At 67.8% G+C, this 18,910-nt stretch carries 17 protein-coding genes; 9 read left to right on the top strand and 8 right to left on the bottom strand.

What is annotated here, in order from left to right:
- Positions 1–86 precede the first annotated feature (86 nt).
- The 6 genes from trpC (at position 87) to lexA (ending at position 4,251) form a co-directional block, all read left to right on the top strand.
- Positions 87–875 carry an indole-3-glycerol phosphate synthase TrpC gene (gene trpC / locus AAW00_RS03290; RefSeq protein WP_047002868.1) on the top strand — a complete coding sequence of 263 codons (789 nt, stop codon included), beginning with the start codon at positions 87–89 and terminating at the stop codon, positions 873–875.
- A gap of 132 nt (positions 876–1,007) precedes the next feature.
- Positions 1,008–1,391, top strand: coding sequence for a DUF3597 domain-containing protein (locus AAW00_RS03285; RefSeq protein ID WP_047002867.1), 384 nt, complete (start codon positions 1,008–1,010; stop codon positions 1,389–1,391).
- Positions 1,392–1,447: 56 nt separating this feature from the next.
- Complete coding sequence (locus tag AAW00_RS03280) at positions 1,448–1,819, top strand: tRNA-binding protein (protein WP_047002866.1); 372 nt, start codon at positions 1,448–1,450, stop codon at positions 1,817–1,819.
- A gap of 4 nt (positions 1,820–1,823) precedes the next feature.
- Complete coding sequence (moaC, locus tag AAW00_RS03275) at positions 1,824–2,294, top strand: cyclic pyranopterin monophosphate synthase MoaC (protein ID WP_241461616.1); 471 nt, start codon at positions 1,824–1,826, stop codon at positions 2,292–2,294.
- Positions 2,291–3,493 carry a molybdopterin molybdotransferase MoeA gene (locus AAW00_RS03270; protein WP_047002864.1) on the top strand — a complete coding sequence of 401 codons (1,203 nt, stop codon included), beginning with the start codon at positions 2,291–2,293 and terminating at the stop codon, positions 3,491–3,493. Before moaC ends, AAW00_RS03270 begins: the two co-directional genes overlap by 4 nt.
- Before the next feature lie 95 nt (positions 3,494–3,588).
- Positions 3,589–4,251 carry a transcriptional repressor LexA gene (lexA, locus tag AAW00_RS03265; protein WP_047002863.1) on the top strand — a complete coding sequence of 221 codons (663 nt, stop codon included), beginning with the start codon at positions 3,589–3,591 and terminating at the stop codon, positions 4,249–4,251.
- A gap of 25 nt (positions 4,252–4,276) precedes the next feature.
- Here lexA and AAW00_RS03260 read toward each other — a convergent pair whose 3' ends face one another.
- Complete coding sequence (locus AAW00_RS03260) at positions 4,277–6,469, bottom strand: ComEC/Rec2 family competence protein (protein ID WP_047002862.1); 2,193 nt, start codon at positions 6,467–6,469, stop codon at positions 4,277–4,279.
- 29 nt (positions 6,470–6,498) lie between these two features.
- On the opposite strand from AAW00_RS03260, the gene gltX reads away from it, so the two are divergent.
- Both gltX and AAW00_RS03250 read left to right on the top strand, forming a co-directional pair.
- The gene (gene gltX / locus AAW00_RS03255) at positions 6,499–7,929 is read left to right on the top strand and encodes a glutamate--tRNA ligase (protein WP_047002861.1); all 1,431 of its coding nucleotides are present in this window, start codon (positions 6,499–6,501) and stop codon (positions 7,927–7,929) included.
- Between the two features lie 41 nt (positions 7,930–7,970).
- Positions 7,971–9,257 (top strand): citrate synthase, encoded by a 1,287-nt coding sequence (locus AAW00_RS03250; RefSeq protein WP_047002860.1) that lies wholly within the window; start codon positions 7,971–7,973, stop codon positions 9,255–9,257.
- A 4-nt stretch (positions 9,258–9,261) separates the two neighbouring features.
- On the opposite strand, the gene AAW00_RS03245 is transcribed toward AAW00_RS03250, so the two are convergent.
- From AAW00_RS03245 to AAW00_RS03235, 3 genes are read right to left on the bottom strand one after another with little or no spacing between them, the layout of a single operon-like run.
- Positions 9,262–10,608: a sensor histidine kinase gene (locus AAW00_RS03245; RefSeq protein ID WP_047002859.1), complete on the bottom strand. Its 1,347-nt coding sequence runs from the start codon at positions 10,606–10,608 to the stop codon at positions 9,262–9,264.
- A 4-nt stretch (positions 10,609–10,612) separates the two neighbouring features.
- Positions 10,613–11,572 carry a hypothetical protein gene (locus AAW00_RS03240; protein WP_047002858.1) on the bottom strand — a complete coding sequence of 320 codons (960 nt, stop codon included), beginning with the start codon at positions 11,570–11,572 and terminating at the stop codon, positions 10,613–10,615.
- Positions 11,573–11,607: 35 nt separating this feature from the next.
- Complete coding sequence (locus AAW00_RS03235; protein ID WP_047002857.1) at positions 11,608–12,771, bottom strand: hypothetical protein; 1,164 nt, start codon at positions 12,769–12,771, stop codon at positions 11,608–11,610.
- 193 nt (positions 12,772–12,964) lie between these two features.
- On the opposite strand from AAW00_RS03235, the gene AAW00_RS03230 reads away from it, so the two are divergent.
- The gene (locus AAW00_RS03230; RefSeq protein WP_052761738.1) at positions 12,965–15,451 is read left to right on the top strand and encodes a hypothetical protein; all 2,487 of its coding nucleotides are present in this window, start codon (positions 12,965–12,967) and stop codon (positions 15,449–15,451) included.
- A gap of 6 nt (positions 15,452–15,457) precedes the next feature.
- On the opposite strand, the gene AAW00_RS03225 is transcribed toward AAW00_RS03230, so the two are convergent.
- The 4 genes from AAW00_RS03225 to AAW00_RS03210 are packed head-to-tail and all read right to left on the bottom strand — an operon-like array spanning position 15,458 to position 18,910.
- A complete protein-coding gene (locus AAW00_RS03225; RefSeq protein ID WP_047002856.1) occupies positions 15,458–15,748 on the bottom strand; it encodes a DUF1467 family protein in 291 nt (96 codons plus the stop codon).
- A complete protein-coding gene (locus AAW00_RS03220) occupies positions 15,745–17,394 on the bottom strand; it encodes a ribonuclease J (RefSeq protein WP_047002855.1) in 1,650 nt (549 codons plus the stop codon). The genes AAW00_RS03225 and AAW00_RS03220 overlap by 4 nt, the downstream gene beginning before the upstream one ends.
- On the bottom strand, positions 17,391–18,170 hold the full coding sequence (locus AAW00_RS03215; protein ID WP_047002854.1) for a type III pantothenate kinase: 780 nt from the start codon (positions 18,168–18,170) through the stop codon (positions 17,391–17,393). The genes AAW00_RS03220 and AAW00_RS03215 overlap by 4 nt, the downstream gene beginning before the upstream one ends.
- Positions 18,171–18,175: 5 nt before the next feature.
- The gene (locus tag AAW00_RS03210) at positions 18,176–18,910 is read right to left on the bottom strand and encodes a biotin--[acetyl-CoA-carboxylase] ligase (RefSeq protein WP_047002853.1); all 735 of its coding nucleotides are present in this window, start codon (positions 18,908–18,910) and stop codon (positions 18,176–18,178) included.

The following is an 18,910-nucleotide window of genomic DNA, read 5'->3' as shown; positions in this document are numbered from 1 at the left end:
CTTGTCGAAGGATCGCTTTTTCTTCATTCGCCGCGTCGCACAGGGAAGACGACCCTTCGACAGGCTCAGGGTGAGCGGAGTTAGCTATGAACAAGCTCGAAGAAATCTGCGCCACCAAGCGCGAGGAAGTTGCCGCGCGCAAGGCGCTCGCCACGCTGGACGATCTCGACCGCCTCGCCGCCAAGGAGGAAGCACCGCGCGGCTTTCGCCGGGCGCTGGAGGACAAGGCGCGAGATGGCTTCGGCCTGATCGCGGAGATCAAGAAGGCCAGCCCTTCCAAGGGCCTCATCCGCGCCGATTTCCGGCCTCACGAACACGCGATGGACTACGCCGCGGGCGGTGCGGCCTGCCTCTCGGTGCTCACCGATGCGCCCTATTTCCAGGGGCACGAGGATTACCTCGCCGATGCCCGCGCCAGCTGCGCGCTGCCGGTGCTGCGCAAGGACTTCATGGTCGACCCCTGGCAGGTGGCCGAGAGCCGCGCCATCGGTGCCGATGCCATACTGATCATCGTCGCCGCGCTGGACGACACGTTGATGCGCGAGATCGAGACCGCCGCGCTGGAGCGCGAGATGGACGTTCTGATCGAGGTCCACGACGAGGCCGAACTGGAGCGCGCCGCGACCCATCTCGTCTCGCGCCTCATCGGCGTGAACAACCGCGACCTCAGGACCTTCACCACCGATCTCGGCACCACCGAGCGCCTCGCTCCCCTGGCGCCCGAGGGCAGCTTGCTGGTCGGCGAAAGCGGCATCGCCAGTAACGCCGACTGCCGGCAGCTCGCCGCATCAGGCGTGCGCTGCTTCCTGGTGGGCGAAAGCTTGATGCGCGCGGACGACGTGGAGGCCGCCACGCGCGCTTTGCTGCAGGGCTGAATAGCACTCGCCCGGCATGATAGGCCAATAAAACGCTCTCGCCGGGACATTTCCTTCGCTCGTGCGTTGGTCGCGGGACACGCCCGTGCTGGCACGACGCCACGCGAAATCGCAACAAGGAAGAGAAGAGCCATGAGCATTTTCAGCAAGATCAAGGACGCCATCTTCGGCAAGAAGGAAGAGGCACCCGCGCCCGGCACCGCCGGCAAGACGATGGGCGCCCCGCAGACCAAGGGTTTCAGCGTCGGCAAGTCCGCCGCCGTGAACGAGGTCGATGTCGAACGTAACCTCGACGCCATGCCCGGCGCGGACAACCTCAACTGGCGCACGTCCATCGTCGACCTGATGAAGCTGGTAGGCCTCGATGCGAGCTACGAGAACCGCAAGGAACTCGCGACCGAGCTGGGCGACACTGACTATTCCGGCAAGGCCGAGGAGAACGTCTGGCTGCACAAGCAGGTGATGAACAAGCTTGCCGCCAACGGTGGCCGGGTACCTGCGGACCTGCGCGACTGAGCCGCGTCGCGAAGCCGAATTGACGATTGCGGCCGGTCCGCTAGGTCTTTGCGCCCATGCACATGAGCCATGACCCGGCGGCTCCGGCCGCAGCCGTGATTGCCTTCGACGACTTCCTCGCGGTCGACATCCGCGTCGGGACCATCATGTCCGCCGAGCCTTTTCCGGAAGCGCGCAAGGCCGCTTTTAAGCTGCTGATCGATTTCGGGCCAACCATCGGGCATAAGCGCAGCTCGGCGCAGATCACCGAGAATTATGCGCTCGACGACCTGCCCGGCCGGCAGGTGGCGAGCGTCGTCAACTTTCCGCCCCGCCAGATCGGCACGTTCATGAGCGAGGTGCTCACGCTCGGCTTCCCCGATGAAAACGGCGCCGTCGTCTTGCTCGCGCCCGATACGGCTGTGCCGGTTGGCGGCAGGCTGTTCTGACACCGTGACGTCACTCACCCATCTCGACGAACATGGCGCGGCGCGCATGGTCGATGTCGGCGGCAAGGCGGAAACGGCGCGCTCCGCCACCGCGTCGGGGCGCATCCGCATGGCCCCGGCGACGCTGGCAGCCGTGCGCGACGGCAGCGGACCCAAGGGCGACGTGCTGGCCGCCGCGCGCATTGCGGGCATCATGGCGGCAAAGAAGACCGGCGAGCTCATCCCGCTCTGCCACCCCCTCGCGCTCGATAGCGTCAGCGTGGGCTTCGCGTTTCTCGACGATGGCATCGAAGTCATCGCGCGCGCCTCGCTGACGGGGCGCACGGGCGTCGAGATGGAGGCTCTGACCGCAGCCTCGATCGCTCTGCTGACGATCTACGACATGGCCAAGGCGCTAGAGAAAGGCATGGTCATCTCCGACATTCGCCTGCTCGAGAAGACCGGCGGCAAGAGCGGCCACTGGCGCTCGGAATGAGCGCGCCGCTCGATTTCGACCTCGCCCAGCAGCGGCTGGTCGATTTCGCGCCGAGGCTGCCGACGGAATTGCTGCCCACGCGCGATTGCCTGGGCCGGTACCTTCGCGCGCCGCTCGCCGCCAAGCGGGCCCAGCCTGCGGCCGATCTCTCGGCGATGGATGGCTATGCGCTGGCGACAGGGGAAGCCGAGACATGGCGCGTGGTCGGCGAAAGCGCTGCCGGTCGTCCCTATCCCGAGACGCTGGAGGGCGGACAGGCGGTGCGGATAAGCACCGGGGCGCTGATGCCGCGCGGAGCCGCGCGCGTGTTGTTGCAGGAGGAGGCCATAGTCGAAGGCAATCGCCTTGCCATCGCCCCGGGCGGCGAAGCGAGCGAGCGCCACGTGCGCCGCCGCGGCTTCGATTTCGGCCTCAACGACGTGGTGCTCGGCAAGGGTGTCCGGCTCGGTCCGGCCCAGCTCGCGCTGGCCATTGCCGCGGGCTTCGGGGCAGGCCGACTGACCGTCGGCCGCCTTCCGCGCGTGGCGGTGATCGACAGCGGCAGCGAGCTGACCGACGGCGCCGGCCCCTTCACCGACGCACAGGTTCCCGCCAGCAATGGCGCGATGCTGGCCAGTATGGCCCGGCCCTACGCCTCATCCGTGGAGCGCATCGGCCCGGTGCCCGACAGCATGGACGCGCTGGCAGATGCACTGGAGGCGGCATCGGGCGCCGATGTCATCGTCACCAGCGGCGGGGCCTCGGTCGGCGACCACGATCTCGTGCGCCCGGCGCTGGAGGCCTGGGGTGCCACCATCGATTTCTGGAAAATCGCCATGCGTCCGGGCAAGCCGCTGCTACTGGCACGGCGCAGGGACCAGGTTGTGCTCGGACTGCCGGGCAACCCCGTGTCGAGCTTCGTCACCGCCACCCTCTTCTTGCAGCCGCTGTTGCGGCGTATGGGCGGCGCCGCCGATCCCGTGCCCCGCCCGGTGGCAATGCCGCTTGCCACCGACCTTCCGCAAACCGGACCGCGGACGGAATTCGTGCGTGCGACTCTCGGCCCCGAAGGCGTGCGCCCGATCGCCCAGCGCGACAGCAGCGCCCTGCGCTCGCTGGCACAGGCCGAGGCCCTGATCCGCCGGCCGGCAGGGGCTGCGGCGGCCCGGGCCGGAGACCTCGTTCAGGTCTATTGCCTCCAGAATGGCGCAACCGCTTGACTTGGTAAATTCTGTTTTCTAATTGTTCTTTGTTCGTTCCTGAATTGGAACATTGGAGTCGCTTCTCGCAGGGCGGCCCGGCAAGGAGTACCGCGATGTTGACTGCCAAACAGCACGAACTGCTGCTTTTCATCAATCGCCGACTTGAGGCGTCGGGCATCTCGCCCAGTTTCGAGGAGATGAAGGAGGCGCTCGATCTCAAGAGCAAGTCCGGCGTGCATCGCCTGATCTCCGCGCTGGAGGAGCGCGGCTTCATCCGCCGCTTGGCCAACCGCGCCCGTGCGCTCGAAGTCGTGCGCATGCCGGAGAACGCTTCGAACGAGACCGTCGCCAAGGTCACTGCCCCTCCCGCCGCGCGGCCGGAGCCGGCGAACGACGTCATCGAGATTCCCCTGCACGGCAAGATCGCTGCCGGCGTGCCGATCGAGGCGCTCGAGTCGGATCGCTCGCTGCCCGTGCCCGCCGCCCTCCTAGGACCCGGCGACCATTACGCGCTCGAGGTTTCGGGCGATTCGATGATTGAAGCCGGCATCTTCGACGGCGATTACGCGCTCGTGCGCAAGGCCGATACCGCGCGCGATGGCGACATTGTGGTCGCGCTCGTCAACGACGAGGAGGCCACGCTCAAGTACCTGTATCACGACGGCGGCATGATCCGCCTCGATCCGGCCAATGCCAGCTACGATCCGCAAATCTACGCCGACAGCCAGGTGAAGGTGCAGGGCAAGCTGGCGGGTCTGCTCCGGCGCTATCACTGACAGGTGAATGGCGCGGGCGGCGCACCTAGTCGCGCCGCCCGCGCCACCAGCCATGTTCGCCCTGCCTCCCGGCGACCGTGGTAATCGACGGGTCCGTGAGCGTGATGGCAAGCCCTCCGCTCTCCTCGAGCATCCTGCGATCGGCCTTGATCCAGCGCGGCTTGCAACTGCGCGGTAGCCATCGGTCGGAAACCACGATGTCCGACCGCTCGCAGGCCGCCGCCAAAGCGCGCTCCCCGATGATGGAGCGGCTGCGGCTGAGCAGCAAGTGCCAGTCGCGGCCGCCGCGTTTCAGAGTGACGACGCAGAAATCTCTGCTGCACCGCGCGCCCGGCCAGGCCGCGAGCGGCACCGGCTCTCCCTCCACTCCGGCAAGCTCCATCAGATTGTCGCGGGTGAAGCTGCTGCGGCTATCGCGAAGGACCAACAGCCGCTCGTCCTCGCCGGTGATGCCGACGTGACGGCCATCGCCGGAGACCAGGACGTCCGGAACCGGTGTCGCCAGCAGCAAAAGCGTCGCCGCCACGGCGGGTACAAATCCCAACAGGCGCGCTCGGCCCCGCCACAGCGCCAGCCATAGGCCGCCCGCAACGAACAGCGCCACCGTCGGCAGCGTCATCTGCGGTATTAGCTTCACCGCGCCCGGCTGCGCGGAGGTGACATGGGCGATGCCCAGCAGCAGTTCGAGCGACTTGCCGGCCAGCCACCAGAACGGCGCCCCCGCCCCGACCAGGTCGAAGACCAGCGCAATCGCGATTAGCGGCATGGACACGAATGTCGTCAGGGGAATGGCGATCACGTTGGCAAAGGCGCCGTAAACGCCAGCCCGGTGGAAGTGGAACAGGACGATCGGCATCAGCGCGATCTCGATTACGAAGCCCGTCACCAGCAGCATGATGGCTCCGCGCGCCATGCGGCTGATGCCGCTTTCCTCGCGCGGGGCGAGAAAGCGCTTGACCGGCGCAGCGTTGTGCAGCGCGACGATGGCGATCACGGCGGAAAAGCTCATCTGAAAGCTCGGGCCGACGAGGCTTTCCGGCCAGGCGAGCAGCACCACGGCAGCCGCCACCGCCACCATCCGCATCGACAGCGGCTCGCGTCCCAGCGCCAACGCTACCAGCACGAGCACCGCGCCGATACAGCTCCTGACCGTCGGCACCTGTGCGCCGGTCAGCAACGTGTAGGCAATGCCCGCCAGCGCCGCCACGCCCGCCGCCAGCACCGGCAGCCGCACGCGCAGGGTCAGCCACGGCCACATCGCGAGCAGCCTGATCGCCAGCAGGTAGGCGGCGGCAATCACCGCGCTGACGTGCAGGCCGCTGATCGACAGCAGGTGCGTCAGGCCCGCATCGCGCATCGCGTCCTCGTCCGCTTGGCTGATCGCCCCGCGGTCGCCGCTGGCAAAGGCTGCCGCGATGCTGCCCGGCGACCCGCCAAGCTGCTCGCGCACGTGAGCCGAAAGACGGCGCTGCACCCGGGCGATCCAGCCTCCGTCGCCGCGCGCGGGCTCGACGATCGCGATGTCGCCCTGCACGCTGCCGGTCGCGGCCAGACCCTCGAACCAGGCAGTGCGCGCGAAGTCGTAGCTGCCCGGCAACATCGGCGCGGTCGGCGGCATCAGGCGGACCTCGGCCTGCACCAGGGCCCCCTCGCCCATGGCCGCGCTGGCCTGCTCCAGCGGAACGTTGATCCGCACGCGCACCGCCTCACCGCTGTCGGGATGACGCACGGCTAGCACGAGCCTGACGCGGTCTTCAGCCGGTTGCTCGATCCGTTCGAGCACGCGCCCCTCCAGTTCGGCGAACATGGGCCGGTCGAAGGCGGGTTGTCCGACCAGTTCCGAGCGGGCCCAGATGAGCCCGGTGCCGAATGCGAACAGAAGCCCGCAAACGACCAACGCCAGCGTGAGCTGCGCCCGGTCCTCCCGACCGCGCCAGGCGGCGAGTGCCCCCAGCGCCAGCACGACACCACCGGCGATGCAGGCGATCCAGCCCGCCGCATCGGGCAGGGCGAACCAGGCGCCGATGCCTGCCGCCAGTGCCACGGCCAGCCACGGTCCGCGGTCGAAGCCCGCCGATCCCAGGAAACGCTCCGCCGAAGCCGGCAGGGCGGGGCCGATACTGGACAAACGCACGCGGCTTCGCCAAGGCGTGTGCTGCATCGCAGCATCGCGCTCGTCGTCTCCCATCGGGACCAGTGGCGGCGCCCTTGTTGCCATGCCCACACATGGACAGGATTCGGCGAGTTATGGCAAGTTCGGGTGAGACGGCAGCGGGACAACGTCCGGTTGTGACGCGGTTCGCGCCCAGCCCCACCGGCTTCCTGCACATCGGCAATGCGCGCACAGGCCTGTTCAGCTGGCTTTACGCTCGTCACCACGGCGGCAAAGCGCTGCTGCGGATAGAGGATACCGACAAGGCCCGCTCCACGCAGGAAGCCATCGATGTCATCCTCGAAGGTCTCGACTGGCTGGGCCTCGAGTTCGACGGAGAGCCGGTGTACCAGAGCGAGCGCGCCGAGCGGCACGCCGAGGTGGCGCACAAGCTCCTCGAGGCGGGCCGCGCCTACAAGTGCTTCGCCACGACCGACGAACTTACCGCCATGCGCGAGGCGCAGAAGGCGGCGAAGCAGCCCATGCGGTACGACGGGCGCTGGCGCGACCGCGATCCCTCCGAGGCGCCCGAAGGCGCGCCCTACACCATTCGCATCAAGACGCCCGAGGGCGGCGAGACGGTTATCCAAGATGCCGTGCAGGGCCGCGTGAAGGTCGACAACCGCGAGATCGACGACTTCATCCTGCTGCGCGCCGACGGCACCCCCACCTACATGCTGGCCGTGGTGGTGGATGACATGGACATGGGCTGCACCCACATCATCCGCGGCGACGATCACCTCAACAACGCCTTCCGCCAGATCCAGGTGATCGACGCGATGGCGGGGATCGAGGATGGCTGGGAACGCCCGGTCTATGCCCACGTCCCGCTGATCCACGGCAACGACGGGGCCAAGCTTTCCAAGCGCCACGGCGCGCTGGGCGTGCGCGATTACCGCGACATGGGCATCCTTCCCGAAACGCTGTTCAACTACCTGCTGCGCCTCGGCTGGGGCCACGGCGACCAGGAGGAATTTACTCGCGAGGAGGCCATCGCCGCCTTCGATATCGATGCCGTCGGCAAGGGGCCGAGCCGCTTCGACATGAAGAAGCTGCTCAACATGAATGGCCACCACATCCGCGAGGCTGACGATGCGCGGCTTGCGCGGCTGACGGCGGACTTGATCGGCCCGCAGGCGGACGTCGCCCTGCTCACAGAGGCCATGCCGGTGCTCAAGACCCGCGCGCGCGATATGAATGAGCTTGCAGAGGGGGCCGCCTTTCTGTTCAAGCAGCGACCGCTCGCCATGGACGACAAGGCCGCTGCCCTGCTCGACAAGGAGGCGCGGGCGCGGCTATCGGCAATCTCGACCCGGTTGCACGGTGAAACCGACTGGACAATCGAGGCTTTGGAGGCCAATCTAAAGGCCTATGCGGACGAACTGGGGCTGGGCCTCGGCAAACTCGCACAGCCGCTTCGCGCGGCGCTGACCGGGACGACGACCTCACCCGGGATTTTCGATGTGCTGGTGCTCCTCGGACGGGAGGAGAGCCTCGCGCGGATCGACGCGCAGGCCGCGGGCTGAAGCCTGCGCCGGCAATACAGGATTACGCAAGGAGACGAGTTTTGGCGGACAAGCAGGCGGATCTGGAAGTGGGCGGCGAGACCTATCACTTTCCCACGCTGGAAGGCACCGTGGGCCCGGATGTCATCGACATCCGCAAGCTTTACGGCAGCACCGGGCGCTTCACCTATGATCCCGGCTACAAATCGACCGCCAGCTGCGAAAGCGCGCTGACCTACATCGACGGGGACGAGGGCGTGCTACTGCACCGTGGCTATCCCATCGGCCAACTGGCCGAGCATTCCAGCTTCATGGAAGTCAGCTACCTGCTGCTGAACGGCGAACTGCCGAGCAAGGAAGAGCTCGACGACTTCACGCAGACGATCACCTACCACACCATGATCCACGATCAGATGCGGCAGTTCTACCAGGGCTTCCGCCGCGACGCGCACCCGATGGCGATCATGTGCGGCGTGGTCGGCGCTCTGTCGGCGTTCTACCACGACAGCACCGACATCTCCGATCCCGAACAGCGCAAGATCGCCAGCCACCGCCTGCTGGCCAAGATGCCGACGATCGCGGCCATGGCGTACAAGTACTCGGTCGGCCAGCCCTTCCTCTATCCCGACAATTCGCTCAGCTATACGGGCAACTTCCTGCGCATGACCTTCGGCGTTCCGGCCGAGGAATACGAGGTGGTGCCCGCCGTCGAAAAGGCGATGGACCGGATCTTCATCCTCCACGCCGACCACGAGCAGAACGCCTCGACCAGCACCGTGCGCCTCGCCGGATCCTCCGGCGCCAATCCGTTCGCCTGCATCTCGGCCGGTATCGCCTGCCTCTGGGGTCCGGCACACGGCGGCGCGAACGAGGCGGCGCTCAACATGCTGCGCGAGATCGGCACGCCCGATCGCATCCCGCACTATATCGAGCGCGCCAAGGACAAGAACGACCCGTTCCGCCTGATGGGTTTCGGCCACCGCGTGTACAAGAACTACGACCCGCGCGCGACGGTGATGCAGAAGACCGTGCGCGAGGTGTTCGATGCCCTGAAGGTCAGCGACCCGGTGTTCGAGACCGCGTTGCAGCTGGAGGAAATGGCGCTGAAGGACGATTATTTCGTCGAGAAGAAGCTGTTTCCCAACGTCGATTTCTACTCGGGCGTGATCCTTTCGGCCATCGGTTTCCCGACCACCATGTTCACGGCGCTGTTCGCGCTGGCGCGCACGGTCGGCTGGGTTGCGCAGTGGAACGAAATGATTTCCGATCCCGACCAGGTCATTGGCCGCCCGCGCCAGCTCTACACCGGTCCGACCGAGCGCGACTACGTGCCCATCGACCAGCGCTGAAAGGCTATCCCTCGGGGTTGCCCGGTAGTTCGAGCGTGAAGCGGGCGCCCTGCCCCTTCGCGCTCTCCACCGTCAATGCGCCGCCCATGGCTTCGGCCAGGCGGCGGGAGATGTAGAGGCCTAGGCCTGAACCGCCATCGCCGCTGCGCCCGAGCCGCTCGAACTTGGCGAAGACGCGCGCCTGCTCGCCCAGGCTCAGGCCCTCGCCCTGGTCGGCCACGGTCACGCGGGCGCGCTCGTCGACGGTTTCGACCCGGATCCACACCTGCCCGCCTTCGGGCGAATAGCGGATGGCGTTGCCCACCAGGTTCAGCAGGACCTGCAAGGTCCGGCGGAATTCACCGATGGCGGGCACGCTTTCGCCTTCGCGCGGGGCATCGAGAACGATGCCGCGCTCCTTGGCGCGCACGCCGAGGATGCCAGCGGCGCGGCGGGCCACGTCGGCAAGGTCGATGTGATCGGGGGCCGGGTCGAATGCCTCATCCTCGACCATCTCCAGCGTCGTGAGGTCGTCGATCAGGGCCAGCAGGTGCTCGCCGGCAGAGGCGATATCGGCAGCGTAGTTGCTGTATTCCTCTGCCAGCGGCCCGGCGAGCTGGGTGCGGATCGTCTCGGCATTGGCGATGATGCGGCTGACGGGCTGGCGGAGCACAGGCGCTATGTCACGCCCGAGGCCCGCAGCCCTTTCGGCCTTGCGCGAAGGTTGCGGCGCGACATCGGGCAAAGGCCGGTCGGGCACGAGATACAGCTCGAAACCACCGCGCAGAGGCACCAGCTTGACGGCCCATTGTCGTTCCGATCCGGGCAACGCGACGACCGTCCCGTCCCAGGCGCGCCAGTCCGATCCGCGGCGCTCTTCGTCGACGTTTTGCGCTGTGAATTCCGTCCAGAGGCGGCCCGCACCCGCCATCATCGCCTCGCCTGCCGCGTCGAGATCGCGCGCGCTCCAGTCGACCGCCAGCAGCCGCTGGGCGTCGTCTAGCCGCGCGCTGAGCCCCGCCATGTGGCGCACTAGGGCAAGGCGCTGGACATCCTCGGCACCGGGATCGAGCGGCGCGATGTCCTCGGCCTGCCAGGCGCTGAGATTGACGATGGTGCCTGCCCGGCCGGGCACGACCTCGACCCACGTGGAGATCTGCTCGGCGCTGTCCTGCGCACGGATGGCCCGCGACAGGCGCTGCCCGGTCCGGCGCGCCTTGCGCACAAGTTCGAGCAGCGCAGGCGTGACGATCGGCCCCGGCAGCTCGCCTCCTGCGCGCCGGTGGAAGCTGGCGAGCGGCTCCTCCGCCTCGATCAGGAAATCGTTGGCATCGGTTCGCGCGCGCGCGGTGATGAGCGGATCGCTCGCCATCGGCTCAAGCGTCCTCGTGCAGGCGCGCGGCGGCGAGCATCGTGGCCGCCCGGTCGACACGCACGCGATCGAAACCGTCGGGCAGTTCGATATCGGGATGGAGATAGAGGAACTGGTCCTCCACCGCTTTCTGCCCCAGGCCCGCGGCGCGAAGGCTGAGTGCCAGGCGCGCGCACTGGTTTTCGCCGAGCGAGAGGATTACCGTATCGCGGTCCTGGTTCGAAGCCATGCCGAGGGCGGAAACGAAGAGGGCTACTCCGGCGTGATCGACCTCCAGCGCGCGTTTTGCCCGGTGTTGCATGGCGCTGACCAGCGCAAGCGTACGGGCGACGCGGCGATCCTCGGCCTTGTAACCGGCGTTCAGCGCAGCCACGGCCGACTGAGCCGCCACGGCCATGTCCTCGTTGTGATCCGCGAGCAGTGCGAGGGCGCGCTCGAGCAAGTCCGCAGGCAATTCCGCCAGCGGCAGTTCCATGCGCCGCTGCGCCTGCATGAAGCGCGCCTGCGCCGACAGCACCTGCATGGCCGCCGCCGCCATGGCCGGATCGCTCGATGCCGCCTGTTCCTGCAACAGCGGCGAGAGGACGGCATCGATGCCGCTGCGATGCTGCAGGCGCTGGGCGATCTGCGCCTCGATGGTCAGCGCGTGGGCGTGGCCCAAAAAGTCGCCATCCTCCAGCAACGCGAGGGCGATGGCGTCCTCGCGCGCGTCGGCGAAGCGGGCCGGATCTTCCAGCTCGGCGTGCTGCGCGAGAGCGAAGAGCAGTTGCCGGGCCACATTCACCATCATCCCGCGCACCCGCGCGATCACCTCGTCGCTGAACAGCGCGTGGTCGTCGTTCGCGAGGAGATGGCGCAGGATCGGGCGCGCCGTGGCGATCATCACGTCGCCATGCGCCAGCTCGTCACGAAGCATGTCTTCCACCGCTTCCACGGATGGACCGGCCTGGGCGGTATCGCTCATGCCTGGATCGCTACACCCTCAGCGTTAATTCCGCGTTATCCCTCGCCCCCGCGAGGCAGAAGATTTGCGCCGATGACCAACACCCCTGCAAGCATGATAGCCATCTCCGGCGTGGTCAGTGCGGCGACCGCCGCCACCAGCAGCGCCACCAGCGCCTGGTCGCGCAAGGGCTCGGCATAGGTTGGCACGCGGTCGCGGTCGAGAAGCAGCAGCCCGGTGCCCAGCACCAGCGGCGGGAACAGCGCCCGCTGCCATTCGCCCTCGATCGCCAGCACCCCGATGGCCAGAAGGGTCAGGTCGACGATGCGCCGCAGCCATGGCAAGCGCCCGATGGCACCGAACGGCGCGACGGCAAGTCGGGACAGCGCGAGGAAGCTCTCGATCGTCGGCACGGCCAGCGCTGTCAGTGCGAAGGCGACCACCGGCAGCGCGTTAAACGCCGCTGCAAGCGCACCGCCCAGCAGGCCCATCGACAGTACGGCGAGCATGGGCCGGGCGAAGGGCCGGTCCATCAACCAGCCTCCCGCGCGCACGACGATTCGCTGCGCCAGCCAACGCGACGGCGCGGTCGGCGGAGTGTCGCCCAGGTGGCTGCGTAGCCACGTCGCCTCTCGGCGCTGTGCCGAGGCGGCATCGCGCACCACCATCCAGCGTCCGTCGTCGAGCAGCGACTGGTCGAGCCGGGCTTCGGGCAGGCGCATCTGCAACGCGATTCTGAGCAGCGCGGCATGAGGCGCCGCATCCTCGGGAAGGCTGATGAGGCGGCCGAGCCACTTGCCCGGAATCGTCATCGCGCCGGCCCAGGCGCGGTCGAGGTCGATGCGTTCGAACCCGGCGCTGGTGCCGGGCCCGGCGGAGACGATCAGCATCCGCTCTCCCTCGGCGCGCAGCAGGTCGAGCGCCTGCCGCGCCTCCGGCAGCATGGCGGGCTGAAACACCATCAGGCTGTCGTCGTCGGCGATGGCGCCGGGGAGCGCGTGGGCGCTCGAGATCACCTGGAAGCGCATGTCTTCGCGTTCCGCCGCGTGGCGCAGGGCCACCGCCGCCGCAGAAGCCCCTCCTCCGAAGGCGATCGCAGCGGTGCAGCCGCAGGCCTTGGCGAACAGGAGCTGGCGTTCGGCCACGCTCTTTCCGGCGATGGCCGGAACCTCGGCCTCGCCCTCTTCGGGCCGTGGCAGGCTGATCAGTGCGGCCCGCAAATGTCTCGCTCCCGGTCGTCCATCGTGAGCGGCGCACGCTAGGCAGGCCGCCCGCTCCTGCCAAGCCGCCTCGTTGCGGCAGCGCGGAAAAGCGTTGCGAAACCGCGATGGAAAGCGAGTGCGCGCAAGTGGATGGCGGACAACGGGATCGGACGGGGTTTCACGCGCATGCCAATCTGATAGATGTCCCGGCATGACACGCCGCCGAAATTTCCTGCCGCTGGAGAATGCCGACATGGTCCATCCGGAGCCCGATTACGGCACGTCGGACGAGGCAGCAGACCCCGCGACGTTGGAGCTGCAGCAGCCCTACGAGGACGAGGCGGAGGTCGAGGCGGAGCAATTCTGGGTCGAGGACGAGGAGCAGCACCCCGCTCGCCCGCGCTTCGCCTGGGCCGTCCCGGCACTTGCGATCCTGGCGGTGCTTGGATGGACCGTGTTCTTCGCCTGGGCCAATTTCTCCCAGATGCTCGGCGGCGCAGGCCCGCAGCAATGGATCGACTGGGTCGGCCAATGGTCGCTGCCGGTGATCCTCGTGGTCGGCCTGTGGCTGCTCGCCATGCGCAACAGCCGGCGCGAAGCCAACCGCTTCACCGATGCCGCGCGCGCGCTCTCGCACGAATCTGCCCAGCTCGAGAGCCGCCTCGGCATCGTGAACCGCGAACTGGCCATCGCCCGCGATTTCATCGCCGCCCAGTCGCGCGATCTCGAGACTCTGGGACGCCTCGCGAACGAGCGGCTTTCCACCAACGCCGACCGGCTGCAAAATCTTATTCGCGAGAACGGCGCGCAGGTCGAGCAGATCGGCACCGTCAGCGACACCGCGCTCGCCAACATGACGAGCCTGCGCGATCACCTGCCCGTGGTCGCCAACGCCGCGCGCGACATGACCAACCAGATCGGCAACGCGGGCAACGTGGCGCAGGGCCACATCGAAGCGCTGGTGACCGGGTTCGACCGCCTCAACCAGTTCGGCGAGGCCAGCGAAAGCCACGTCGAGCGCATCGCAGAACGCGTGGGCGCCACGCTCGAACTGTTCGACAGCCAGGTCAGCGCGCTGGGCGAGGCGACCAAGGAGCGGTTCGAGAAGCTGCGCCGCGTCAGCGAAGGGTTCCGCGCCGATCTTGCCATGTCGCAGGAGGAGGCCATCGCCTCGATCCGCACCCGCGCAGCTGCCGTCGCCGAAGAATTGCGCGCGCACGACATTGCGCAGCGCGAGGCGGGTGAAGCTGCGTTGGCCGCCATGCGCGAGCGGCTTGCAGCGCTCGAGGCGGACGGCCAGCGCGTCATCGCCTCGCTGGGCGACGGACGCGACCGGGCCTTGGGCCAGTGGAGTGATGGCATCGCCGCGCTGGAAGAGCGCATGAATGCAGCGATCACGAGCATCGCCCAGGCAGACGAAGCCGCCGTGACGAGCGCAAGCGAGCGTCTTGCCGCGCTCGATGCGCGCCTGCTCGCCATCGATACCGCCATGCACGAGCGGCAGGACGCGCAGATTGCGCACGCCGCGGGCATGACCAGGCGGGCCGATGCACTGGCCGAACGCATGGCCGAACTCGATGCCGAGATGCAGCGCATGGCCGCGGAAAGCCGCGACGCGGGCGATGCGCTGGGCGGCGCGGCACAGGTATTGGCGGAGCGGGTGGAGCAGAGCCGCGCAGTGCTCGACAGCAGCGGCGCGACCATCGCGCGGCTGACCGATGACAGCGTAAGGCTGCTCGAGATCATCCGTTCGGGCTCCGACCATTCGCAGGGCGCCCTGTCCGATTCCATCGCCGAGGCCGAGCGACGGCTCGCCCGTTTCGGCAACGAGGCCGCGCGGCTTCACGGCCTCATCGGCGAGGCGGCAACGCGCGGCGAGACGCTCTCCGCCCACGTCGAGACGGCGCGCGACACCGGCGCGGCGTCGCTGGAGACGTTGGGCGCGCTCGAGGAGCGCATGGCCGCCCTCGCCGCCGAAAGCGAGCGCCTGGCCGAGCGCACCGGCGGCGAGCTGCGCGCCGCGCTGGGGCAGCTTTCCGGCGAAGCCACGGGCGCGCTCGAGGGACTGCGCGACAATCAGCGCGAGGTCATCGCCGAAATCGCGGAGCGCATCGCCGAGGACAGCCGAACCCGCATTGCCGAGGCCATTCACCGCAATGCCAGCGAGGCCATCGCCGAACTCGAAACCGCCGTCGCCCGTGCCAGCGCAAGCGGTGCCGCCACGACCGAGACCCTGCGCAGCCAGCTGGGCGAGGTCGATGCACTGGCGCACAACCTCGAAGCCCGCGTGGCCTACGCACGCGAGCGCGCCGAAGAGCGCGTCGACAGCGAGTTCACCCGGCGCATGGCGCTGATTACGGAGGCGCTCAATTCCTCCGCCATCGACATCGCCAAGGCCTTCGAGAACGAGGTGTCCGATACCCAGTGGACCAATTACCTGCGCGGCGACCGGGGCATCTTCACGCGTCGCGCGGTGCGCCTGCTGGACAAGCAGGAAAGCCGCGCCGTGGCCGAAGTCTACGACGCCGACGGCGAATTCCGCGAAACGGTGAACCGCTACATTCACGACTTCGAGGCGATGCTGCGCGAGGTGCTCTCGACCCGCGACGGCAATTCCATCGCGGTCACGCTGCTGTCCAGCGAGGTGGGCAAGCTCTACGTGGCGCTGGCCCAGTCGATCGACCGCCTGCGGGGCTGACGCGACCTAGCGCCGGGGAGGCTCGTAGCCGGGCGGCGTGCCGAACAGGTTGACGTCGTCGACCGTCACCCAGCCATAAATGTAGTTCGCGACGTAGAGCCCGCACAGCACCGCGGCCAGCACCGTCGCACGAACGACGATCCGCCACGGGTGGAACTCGGCAGGCGCGCTGTCGGCCTGGCCGGGCACCTTGGCCACCCCCGCCTCGTCCGCCGTCCGCACCCCGAAGGGCAGCAGCAGGAAGGCGCTCATCACCCAGAACAGCGCATAGATGGCGATGATAGAGGTGAGCTTCATGGCTGGAGGGAGATGACCCGCGTCTGCGGCTTCTTGCCCGACCAACGCTGCGCGGCACGGCGCGCGGCGAGGCGCGCAGCCTCCGCGACCGCATCCGGATCGGGGCGGCGGCCCTTGCCCGCGCGCGCAATGGCCTTAACCACGTCGGCCTGCGCCTCGGCGACGAAGGCGTCGTAATCCTCGTCTAGGGGCAGGCCGATGCCCTCCACCGTCACGCCGCCGCGCCCATCGAGCACCACGACCAGAACCCCGTCGCGCGCGAGGCGGCGACGCATGGTGATCGCCTCTCCGTCGGCAGGCACGATGATATCGCCGTCCAGCACCAGGCGGCCTGTCAGCACTTCGCCAAGCTTGGTCGGCTCACCGGGGGCAAGGCGCACGATGTCGCCGTTTTTCTGGAATACGTTGTAGGGAATGCCGCTCGCCCTTCCCACGCGCGCCTGTTCGAGCATGTGGCGGATCTCGCCGTGGACAGGCACCAGCACCTCCGGGCGCAGCCAGCCATAGAGCGCCTCCAGCTCGGGCCGGCCCGGGTGGCCGCTAACGTGAATCTCGCTCTGCCGGTCGGTCACCATCACGATGCCGCGCTGGGCGAGCAGGTTCTGCACGCGGCCGATGGCAAGCTCGTTACCGGGGATCTGCCGGCTGGAAAACAGCACGACATCGCCCGCGACCAATTCGAGCGGATGGCTCTCCTCGGCGATGCGGCTCAAAGCCGCGCGCGGCTCGCCCTGCCCGCCGGTAGCGAGGATCATCACCTCGCCGCGGGGCAGCATCATCGCCTCGTCGAAATCGACGGTTTGCGGGAAATCCTGAAGGTAGCCGTTGTCCTGCGCCACCTCGATGATGCGGTCGAGCGAGCGGCCCGCGACGCACAGCTGCCGCCCGGTCTCGCGCGCGACCTCGCCCAGCGTCTGCAGCCGCGCCACGTTGGAGGCAAAGGTGGTGACGAGCACGCGCTTGCCCGCGTGCTTCTGCACCTCCTCCAGCAGCCCGCGATGGACCGCGCCCTCGCTGCCGGATGGCAGGGGATTGAAGACGTTTGTGGAATCGCAGACCAGCGCCAGCACGCCCTCGTCGCCGATGGCCGACAGCTCTTCCTCGGTTGCCGGCTCCCCGATGATCGGCTCCTCGTCAAGCTTCCAGTCGCCGGTGTGGAAGACGCGTCCGTACGGCGTCTCGATCAGCAGCGCGTTGCCCTCTGCGATCGAGTGCGCGAGCGGGATATAGGTGATCGAGAACGGGCCGAGATCGAGGCGGCCGTGATCCTCCTCGATGATGTTCAATTCGACTACATTCTCCAGCCCCGCCTCGGCCAGCTTGCGGCGGATCAGTTCGGCGGTGAAGGGCGTCGCGTAGAGCGGCACGCCCAGTTCGTCGGCGAAATAGGGGATCGCGCCGATGTGGTCCTCGTGCGCGTGGGTCAGCACCACGCCGAGCAGGTCGTCCGCGCGCTCTTCGATGAAGTCGGGGTCGGCGAACATCAGTTCGGTACCCGGGTACTCGTTGCTGCCGAAGCTCATGCCGAGATCGACCATCAGCCACTTACCGCGGCAGCCGTAGAGATTGACGTTCATGCCGATCTCGCCGCTGCCCCCCAAGGCGAGGAACAGCAGTTCGTCTTCGGGGGTAAAATCTTTCTTCATCTGGCTCCGGCTCGATCTGCGAGGATTTGCAGACCACGGATCGTCAGGTCGGCATCGACGACATCGAAAATGTCCGTCTTCTCGTCGAACAATATGGCGAGCCCGCCCGTCGCTACAACCTTTACCGGGCGACCTATTTCGGCCTTCATGCGCGCGATGAGGCCCTCCATCATCGCGACATAACCCCAGAAGACGCCGATCAGCATCTGGTCCTCGGTGTTGCGGCCGATGACGCTGGCGGTTTCCGGCGCACGGATGGCGATGCGGGGCAGCTTGGCGGTGTTACCGACCAGCGCATCCAGCGAGAGGTTGATGCCGGGCGCGATGATACCGCCCTTGTATGCGCCGTTGAAGTCTACCGCCTCGAACTTGGTCGCCGTGCCGAAGTCGACCACGATCATGTCGCCGCCGACCAGTTCGTGCGCGGCAATGCAGTTCAAGGCCCGGTCCGCGCCCAGTGTATTGGGCTGTTCGACGTCGATATCGAAGTCCCAGGCCGCCGCCCCGTCGCCTGCCACCATCGGCTCGATGCCGAAATACTTTTGCGCGAGCACGGTGATGTTGTGGTTGGCGCGCGGGACGACCGAGCCGAAGATGATGCGGGTGATGGCGCTGCGCTCGATCCCCTCGATGGCGAGCAGCTGGACGAGCCAGGTGGCATACTCGTCGCCCGTGCGGCGGCCATCGGTGGCGATGCGCCAGCGGGCGCGGATGTCCTTGCCCTCGAACAGCGCGAAGACGACGTTGGTGTTGCCGGCATCGATGGCGAGAAGCATCGGCTTCAGTCCTCCAGTTCCACGTCGCCCGCGTGGATGATGCGGGTGCTCCCGTCAACCAGTGCGAGCCGCAGCGCGCCGTCGGGCTCGAGTCCGTCGAAGGTGCCGTGTATGCGGGTGTCGCCATCGGTGACGGCAAGCGCCGTACCGCGCGGATGCGCTCGCTCCTCCCACTCGGCGAGCGTGGCGGCGAGCGGTCGGGCGCGCCAATGGGCGAGGCGGTGCGCGAACGGATCGACGAGATAGCCCAGCACGCGGGCCGGGTCGTTGGCGTTGCGACCGTTCTCGCGGTGAATGCATGTCGTCGCGCGGCCGGGCACATCGGGAGCGTGAGCCACGTTGATGCCTATGCCGACAATCACCGCATCGGCGACCCGCTCGCACAGGATTCCGGCCAGCTTCGCGCCGTGCAGGAGAATGTCGTTGGGCCACTTCAGCCAACGCTGCTCGCCGGGAAGGCGAAGGTTGCCGTTGATGAGCTGGCTGCGCAGAAGATCGTGCACGGCAAGGCCAGCGATCAACGAGAGCGTGTGGGCGGCGTGATCCTCCTGCTGCAAGTGCACGACGGTCGAGCAATAGAGATTGCCCGGCGCACCCAGCCACGCGCGCCCCGCCCTGCCCCGCCCTGCGGTCTGTCGCTCGGCGCGGAGCCAGAAGCCTTCGGGCACATGGCTTCCGTCGCGCAGGCGATCGGCGAGGACGGTATTGGAGGACCCCGCCTCGGGCAGCGTCTCTATCAA

It is taken from the genome of Aurantiacibacter luteus, from assembly GCF_001010945.1.
Classification (GTDB): Bacteria; Pseudomonadota; Alphaproteobacteria; order Sphingomonadales; family Sphingomonadaceae; genus Alteraurantiacibacter; species Alteraurantiacibacter luteus.
The sequence above is the reverse complement of the archived record's forward strand: the minus strand, read 5'-3'. Positions and strand labels throughout refer to the sequence as shown.